Annotated in this window: 6 protein-coding genes; 4 read left to right on the forward strand and 2 right to left on the reverse strand. The window is 66.8% G+C overall.

Annotated features, from left to right (window positions below; all coding sequences use genetic code 11):
- Together uvrB and VFW69_RS15860 are read left to right on the forward strand one after the other, a co-directional pair.
- Window positions 1-1,651, forward strand: a 1,651-nt coding sequence (gene uvrB, locus VFW69_RS15855) for an excinuclease ABC subunit UvrB (protein ID WP_526502457.1), incomplete at its 5' end; no start/stop codon positions are given.
- A 57-nt stretch (window positions 1,652-1,708) separates the two neighbouring features.
- Window positions 1,709-3,127 carry an MFS transporter gene (locus VFW69_RS15860; RefSeq protein WP_526502458.1) on the forward strand — a complete coding sequence of 473 codons (1,419 nt, stop codon included), beginning with the start codon at window positions 1,709-1,711 and terminating at the stop codon, window positions 3,125-3,127.
- Window positions 3,128-3,166: 39 nt separating this feature from the next.
- Here the strand turns inward: VFW69_RS15860 and VFW69_RS15865 are convergent, their stop codons facing one another.
- Window positions 3,167-4,750 carry a mannosyltransferase gene (locus VFW69_RS15865; protein ID WP_526502459.1) on the reverse strand — a complete coding sequence of 528 codons (1,584 nt, stop codon included), beginning with the start codon at window positions 4,748-4,750 and terminating at the stop codon, window positions 3,167-3,169.
- Between the two features lie 284 nt (window positions 4,751-5,034).
- Here VFW69_RS15865 and VFW69_RS15870 point away from each other — a divergent pair, with 284 nt between their 5' ends.
- Window positions 5,035-5,478 carry a universal stress protein gene (locus tag VFW69_RS15870; protein ID WP_064883444.1) on the forward strand — a complete coding sequence of 148 codons (444 nt, stop codon included), beginning with the start codon at window positions 5,035-5,037 and terminating at the stop codon, window positions 5,476-5,478.
- Between the two features lie 7 nt (window positions 5,479-5,485).
- On the opposite strand, the gene VFW69_RS15875 is transcribed toward VFW69_RS15870, so the two are convergent.
- Entirely contained in the window at window positions 5,486-6,163 is a 678-nt protein-coding gene (locus VFW69_RS15875) for an MBL fold metallo-hydrolase (protein WP_526502460.1), read from the reverse strand.
- A gap of 200 nt (window positions 6,164-6,363) precedes the next feature.
- On the opposite strand from VFW69_RS15875, the gene VFW69_RS15880 reads away from it, so the two are divergent.
- Window positions 6,364-7,756, forward strand: a 1,393-nt coding sequence (locus VFW69_RS15880; RefSeq protein WP_526502461.1) for an excinuclease ABC subunit UvrA, incomplete at its 3' end; no start/stop codon positions are given.

The raw sequence follows: 7,756 nt of genomic DNA on the forward strand, positions 1-7,756 counted from the left end.
CTTGGGCACGCCGCAGTCGTACCTGGACCGCTCCGTCGAACTGCGGGTCGGCACCGAGGTGCCCCGGGACGGTCTGCTGCGGCTGCTGGTCGACGTCCAGTACAGCCGCAACGACCTGTCGTTCACCCGCGGCTCGTTCCGGGTGCGTGGCGACACGGTGGAGATCATCCCGTCCTACGAAGAGCTGGCGGTGCGCATCGAGTTCTTCGGCGACGAGATCGAGGCGCTGTACTACCTGCACCCGCTGACGGGCGACGTGATCCGCCAGGTCGACTCGCTGCGGATCTTCCCGGCCACCCACTACGTCGCCGGCCCGGAGCGGATGGCGATGGCGATCTCGACGATCGAAGCGGAGCTGGGCGAGCGGCTCGCCGAGCTGGAGGGCCAGGGCAAGCTGCTCGAGGCGCAGCGGTTGCGGATGCGCACCAACTACGACATCGAGATGATGCGCCAGGTCGGGTTCTGCTCGGGCATCGAGAACTACTCCCGGCACATCGACGGTCGGGGGCCGGGCTCGCCGCCTGCCACCCTGCTGGACTACTTCCCGGAAGACTTCCTGCTTGTCATCGACGAATCCCACGTCACCGTCCCGCAGATCGGCGGCATGTACGAGGGCGACATGTCGCGCAAACGCAACCTGGTCGAATACGGATTCCGGTTGCCGTCGGCTTGCGATAACCGCCCGCTGACCTGGGAGGAGTTCGCCGACCGAATCGGGCAGACCGTCTACCTGTCGGCCACCCCCGGCCCGTACGAACTCAGTCAGTCCGCCGGCGAGTTCGTCGAGCAGGTGATCCGGCCCACCGGCCTGGTGGACCCGAAGGTGGTGGTCAAGCCGACCAAGGGGCAGATCGACGACCTGATCGGCGAAATCCGGAAGCGCACCGAGGCCGACCAAAGGGTGCTGGTCACGACGCTGACCAAGAAGATGGCCGAGGACCTCACCGACTACTTGCTCGAGATGGGCATCCGGGTGCGCTATCTGCACTCCGAGGTCGACACATTGCGCCGGGTGGAGCTACTGCGTCAGCTGCGGCTGGGCGAGTACGACGTGCTGGTCGGCATCAACCTGCTGCGTGAGGGCCTGGACCTTCCCGAGGTGTCGCTGGTCGCGATCCTGGACGCAGACAAAGAGGGCTTCCTGCGGTCATCGCGCAGCCTGATTCAAACCATCGGCCGCGCCGCCCGCAACGTCTCCGGTGAGGTGCACATGTACGCCGACACCATCACCGATTCGATGAAAGAAGCCATCGACGAGACCGAGCGACGTCGGGCGAAGCAGGTCGCGTACAACGAGGCCCACGGCATCGACCCGCAGCCGCTGCGCAAGAAGATCGCCGACATCCTCGACCAGGTCTACCGCGAGGCGGACGACAGCGAGACGGTGGAGATCGGCGGGTCAGGGCGCAATGCGTCCCGTGGCCGGCGCGCACAGGGAGAGCCGGGCCGCGTTGTCAGTGCGGGGGTGTACGAGGGCCGCGATACGGCCAACATGCCGCGCGCCGAACTGGCCGACCTGATCAAGGACCTCACCGCCCAGATGATGGCCGCGGCTCGTGACTTGCAGTTCGAGCTGGCGGCGCGGTTCCGCGACGAGATCGCCGACTTGAAGAAGGAACTGCGGGGGATGGACGCCGCCGGCCTGAAATGAGTTTGCTGGCAACCGATCTCCTGCTCTTGTCGGCGCGTGACCCCATACGGTAGAGGAGTGACCGACGCGGCGACTATCACCGGCGGCTGGCGCGAGCTGCTGGGCGCGAGGTATCTGAGAACTTCCGTACTGCTGGCCGGCGGGGTAGCGCTCTACGCCACCAATGAGTTCCTGACCACCAGCTTATTGCCCAACACCATCGCGGAAATCGGCGGCAGCCGGCTCTACGCGTGGGTGACGACCCTGTATCTCGTCGGGTCGGTGGTCGCGGCGACGATGGTCAATCCGATGCTGCTGCGCATCGGGGCGCGGTCGTCATATGTGCTGGGGCTCGCCGTGTTCGGCATCGCCAGCCTGGTTTGCGCTGCCGCGCCCACCATGCATGTTTTGATTGCTGGGCGGGCCATGCAGGGGATGGCCGGGGGCTTGCTGGCGGGCCTGGGATATGCGGTCATCAACTCCGCCCTGCCCCGCTGGTTGTGGACGCGGGGCTCTGCCCTGGTGTCGGCGATGTGGGGGATTGCGACGGTGGTCGGACCCACGACGGGCGGCCTGTTCGCGCAGTTCGGGATTTGGCGATGGGCCTTTGTGGCGATGGCCGTTCTGACCGTGCTGATGGCCCTGCTGGTCCCGGTCGCGCTGGCCCGCGTCAGCCCAACGAGCGGCCCGCACAGGATGAGAATCCCGGTGTGGTCGCTGCTGATCATCGGGGTGGCCTCGCTGGCCGTCAGCGTCGCGCAGATTCCGCGCAACACTGCCGCGACATATGCGTTACTCGCGGCGGGCATCGGCCTGGTCGGCGTGTTCGTGATCGTCGACTGGCGCATGCACGCGGCCATCTTGCCGCCCAGCGTGTTCTCTTCTGGCCCCCTGAAATGGATCTACCTGACCATGGGCGTGCTGATGGGCGCAGCGATGGTGAACACCTACGTGCCGCTGTTCGGGCAGCGACTGGCCCACCTGACGCCGATCGCGGCCGGGTTCCTCGGAGCGGCGCTCGCACTGGGCTGGACGGTCAGCGAGATCGTCAGCGCATCGCTGGAGAACCCGCGGACGATCGGGCGGGTGGTCCTGGTGGCGCCGATGGTGGCGGCGTCGGGCCTGGCGCTGGGTGCCGTGGCCCGGCACGGCGACGGCTCGGCGTGGACCGCCGCGCTGTGGGCGGTGGCCCTGCTGGTCGCCGGCATCGGGATCGGGATGGCCTGGCCGCACCTGTCGGCCCGCGCGATGGCGTCCGTCGCGGACCCGGCCGAAGGCAGCGCCGCCTCCGCGGCGATCAACACCGTTCAGCTGACTTCCGCGGCGATCGGCGCCGGATTGGCCGGTGTCGTCGTCAACACCGCCACCGGCGGCGAGGAGATGGCGGCGCACATGCTGTTCACGGTCTTCACCGCGTTGAGCGCGGCCGGCGTGGCGGTGTCTTACGCCGCGACGCGCGCCACCCGACAAGTCCAGCCGGTCGGCGCCGTAGGCTGAGCTCAGTCCGACGCGTCACGCGGCTGGCAAAACGGCAGGTCACCGCGTGGACTTGACAACCTGCGAGTAGTGGAACTGCCACCGCTCGACGATGCGGAAACCGAGGTAGCCCGGGAATCGGTACGCCGGGGCGCGCCCGAAAGCGCTTCCGGGCGGCAGCGATCGCCCGGATTGATGGTCGGGCAGCGAGGTGTCTTTGTTGGTGATGGTCCAGATCGCCGGGCATTTGTTGATTTTGGCCGTCGTCAGCCATACGGCGACGTGCCCGTCCCACAGCGATCCGACCTTCGGGCCGTACACGCCGCGCTCCACGTCGATCAGCGATCGGAAGGCCGCTGGCCGGGTGGCCAGTAGCGCACGAATCGGCCCGGGCTTCCACGGCACGGTGTTGTCCACCATCAGACAATCGCCGGGGGCGGCGTTCGTGCTGATCAGATCGGCGACCTGGCTGTAATCCCACCCCTCTTTGGCATACGGCCAGCGTTGGATGAACAGGTAATCCGGTACCGCGGCGATGGCGAACAGCAGTACCCCGCCGGCGATGGGCCAGGGTCGGCGGGCGACGGTGACGAGGCAGACCGCCAGGACGACGGCCATCGCGGGGGCGGTGAAGATCAGGTAGCGCGGGTAGTAGATCGGCTCGCTGACGGCCGAATAGCCGACGACCAGGGCGGTGGGAATCACCATCCACGCCGTGGCGATGATCGACAATCGGCCGAGGTCACCGGCCGGGGCGGGGGCGCCGGCCAGCCGCGTCACGACCGCCGCGACGATGACGGCCGCGCTCGCGATGGCGAAGGCCACGCTGTGGTCGAAATACTGGCGCAGGATGATGTCGAAGGCGTAATGCCAGCTCACCGGATAGATCCAGTTGACCTGCCATACCTGGTTGTGCGCAAACACGAGGAACGGCGCCATGACCGCCACGGCGACGGCCGAGCTGGCGGCCCACCACAGCGCCGGAGATCTGCGGGCGCCTTTTGGTGCGAGCAGTGGCAGCATCGCGCCGTAAACCGGCACCAACAGCACCAGGTTGAGGTTGAGCAGTATCGACAGCATCAATCCCAGCGCGTACCAGATCCACCCGCGCGGCTTGTTGCGCCGGACGGTGACAACGAACAACGCCGTCAGCCAGACGGCCGCGGCGGCCACGAAGGCGTACGGGCGCGCTTCCATGCCTGCCCACGTTGTACGCGGCAGGATCGCGAACAGCGCGCCGGCGCACACCGCCGTGGGCCGCGTCGAAAACTGCCTGGTGAACACCGTGACCCCGGCGGCGGCTGCTCCAATCGCCAGAGAACTGGGGAAACGCGACCAGAATTCGGTGGGACCGAACAGCGTGAACCAGCCGTGCATCAGCAGGTAGTAAGCGCCATGGACGGCGTCGATGTGGCCCAGCAACCGCCACAGCTCTGGCAGAGTCCGGCTGGCCGAAGCCGATATCGTCGCCCCTTCGTCGAACCAGAGCGAAGGCCGGCAGGCCCAGGCGGCGCTGACAACGGTGGCGAACAGGGCGATCGCCCACGGATCGAGCAACCTGCCGCGCGCACGTTCGGAGGCGGGCTCGGCACCAATATCCTCGGCACGCGGCTCGAGAGTGGGCTCGAGGGTGGGCATGGACATGATGCTTGTTACTTTAAGTCGCGATTCATGCAACGGGTCACAAACCACGTCCGTAGCATTCACTTTTCGTGTCTTCATTCACGAAAAGCTGCGTAATGCAATGCCTTCCACGTTGGCCGCACGCATTTGAATGTTTTGTCATTAGCAATATCTTCCGTTGCCGCAGCCAGAACCTGCAAATTGCGGGCGCGCCACGCCGCGCGGTGTGACTAATCTGCCTCCTGCGCATCGAGCAAACGCGCTACTGTCTTGGGTTGGCTGACCAACCGAAACTGGGAGGGTAAATGGGCGCCTATCGGACTGTGGTGGTAGGAACCGATGGCTCGGATTCGTCGATGCGCGCGGTGGAGAAGGCGGCGCAGATCGCCGGAGCGGACGCCAAGCTGATCGTGGCGTCGGCATACCTGCCCCAACATGAGGACGCCCGGGCCGCCGACGTCCTGCGGGACGAAAGCTACAAGGTTTCGGGCACCGCGCCGATTTACGCGATTCTGCGCGACGCCAAGGACCGCGCCCACGCCGCCGGTGCGAAGAACATCGACGAGCGACCCATTGTCGGGGCTCCGGTCGACGCGCTGGTGCACCTCGCCGAGGAGGAGCAGGCCGATCTACTCGTGGTCGGCAACGTCGGCTTGAGCACGATCGCCGGTCGGCTGCTGGGATCGGTGCCGGCCAACGTCTCGCGTCGGGCGAAGACCGACGTGTTGATCGTGCACACGACGACGTAGCGTCGGGCTACCAGCCCCGCTCGCGCCATTCGCTCAGGTGGGGGCGCTCGGCGCCCAACGCCGTGTCATCGCCATGCCCGGGATAGATGACGGTGGAGTCGTCATACACGTCGAACACCCGGGTGCTGACGTCCTCGATCAGCTGAGTGAAATCGCCCGGTTGCCAGGTCTTCCCGACGCCGCCCGGGAACAGGCAGTCGCCGGTGAACAACTGCGTGACCCCACCGGTCGCGGGCCCGCCGAGGGCCAGCGCGATCGATCCCGGGGTGTGCCCGCGCAGGTGGATGACGTCGAATGTCAGCTCGCCGATTTGCACGGTGTCACCGCCCGCCAGCAAACGGTCCGGTTTGACCGGCAGCGGTTCCGCGTCGATCTCGTTGGCGGCGGTCGGCGCCCCGGTGGCGGCCGCCACCGCCTCGAGCGCCTGCCAGTGGTCGAAGTGCTGGTGGCTGGTCACGATCAGTGACACCTTCGGCGCGTTCTGCCGGATCAGGTCGATCAGCACGTCCGCGTCGTTGGCGGCGTCGATCAGCAGCGTTTCGCCGGTAGCGGAACAAGTGACCAGATATGCGTTGTTGTCCATCGGGCCCACCGAGACCTTTAGGATCGTTGCGCCGGGTAGGGTCCGGCGGGCCGCGATACCGGGGTCGACGTGTCCGGTGTAGTTGTCGTCCACTGCAGTCATGTGCGCCACTCCTTGATCCCGCCGGGCGCCGTCCGAGCCGGGTGCGGGGTCGTCGGCGCCAGTCGCTGGCGGCCACGTTACTGGTCGCACGTTGCTTGTCGGTATGGGCACATAGCATGGAATGCGCCGCGCGCAATTCCGGTTCGGATTCCGCATTGCGGCTACGAGAAGTCGCCAGATAGTTCCTGAGAGGGGCAGCGTTGGCTGACCGTCTGATCGTCAAGGGCGCCCGCGAGCACAACCTGCGCGGCGTCGACCTCGACCTGCCCCGCGACGCGCTGATCGTGTTCACCGGGCTGTCGGGTTCGGGTAAATCGTCGCTGGCCTTCGACACGATTTTCGCCGAGGGGCAGCGCCGCTATGTGGAGTCGCTGTCCGCCTACGCCCGCCAGTTCCTGGGGCAGATGGACAAGCCGGACGTCGACTTCATCGAGGGTCTGTCCCCGGCGGTGTCCATCGACCAGAAATCCACCAACCGCAACCCGCGCTCGACCGTCGGAACCATCACCGAGGTCTATGACTACCTGCGGCTGCTCTACGCGCGAGCGGGCACGCCGCACTGTCCGATCTGTGGCGAGCGGATCGCCCGGCAGACCCCGCAGCAAATCGTGGATCAAGTGCTGGCGATGCCGGAGGGCACCCGATTCCTGGTGCTCGCCCCGGTGGTGCGCACCCGCAAGGGCGAATTCGCCGACCTCTTCGAGAAGCTCAACGCGCAGGGCTACAGCCGGGTGCGGGTCGACGGCGTCGTGCACCCGTTGACCGATCCGCCGAAGCTGAAGAAGCAGGAAAAGCACGACATCGAGGTGGTGGTGGACCGCCTGACCGTCAAGGCGACCGCCAAGCAGCGGCTCACCGATTCGGTGGAAACCGCGCTGAACCTGGCCGACGGCATCGTGGTGCTCGAATTCGTCGATCACGAACACGACGCGCACAACCGGGAGCAGCGGTTCTCCGAGAAGCTGGCCTGCCCCAACGGGCACTCCCTGGCGGTCGACGACCTGGAACCGCGGTCGTTCTCGTTCAACTCGCCCTACGGCGCCTGCCCAGAGTGCAGCGGCCTGGGCATCCGCAAGGAAGTCGACCCGGACCTGGTGGTGCCCGACCCGGAGCGCACCCTGGCCGAGGGCGCGGTGGCTCCGTGGTCGACGGGCCACACCGCGGAGTACTTCATCCGGATGATGGCCGGGCTCGGTGACGAGCTGGGCTTCGACGTCGACACCCCGTGGCGCAAACTGCCGGCCAAGGCCCGCAAGGCGATTCTCGAGGGCTCCGACCACCAGGTGCATGTGCGATACCGCAACCGGTACGGCCGCACCCGGTCCTACTACGCCGATTTCGAAGGTGTGCTGGCGTTTTTGCAGCGCAAGATGGCGCAGACCGAGTCCGAGCAGATGAAGGAGCGCTACGAGGGCTTCATGCGTGACGTGCCCTGCCCTGAGTGTGCGGGCACCCGGCTCAAGCCGGAGATCCTGGCCGTCACGCTGGCCGCGGGGGACCGGGGCGCGAAGTCCATCGCCGAGGTCTGCGAATTGTCGATCTCGGACTGCGCGGAGTTTTTGAACCGGCTCACCCTCGGCCATCGCGAGAAGG

Origin of the sequence: Mycobacterium sp. (genome assembly GCF_036273375.1) — a bacterium.
Lineage (GTDB): Bacteria > Actinomycetota > Actinomycetes > Mycobacteriales > Mycobacteriaceae > Mycobacterium.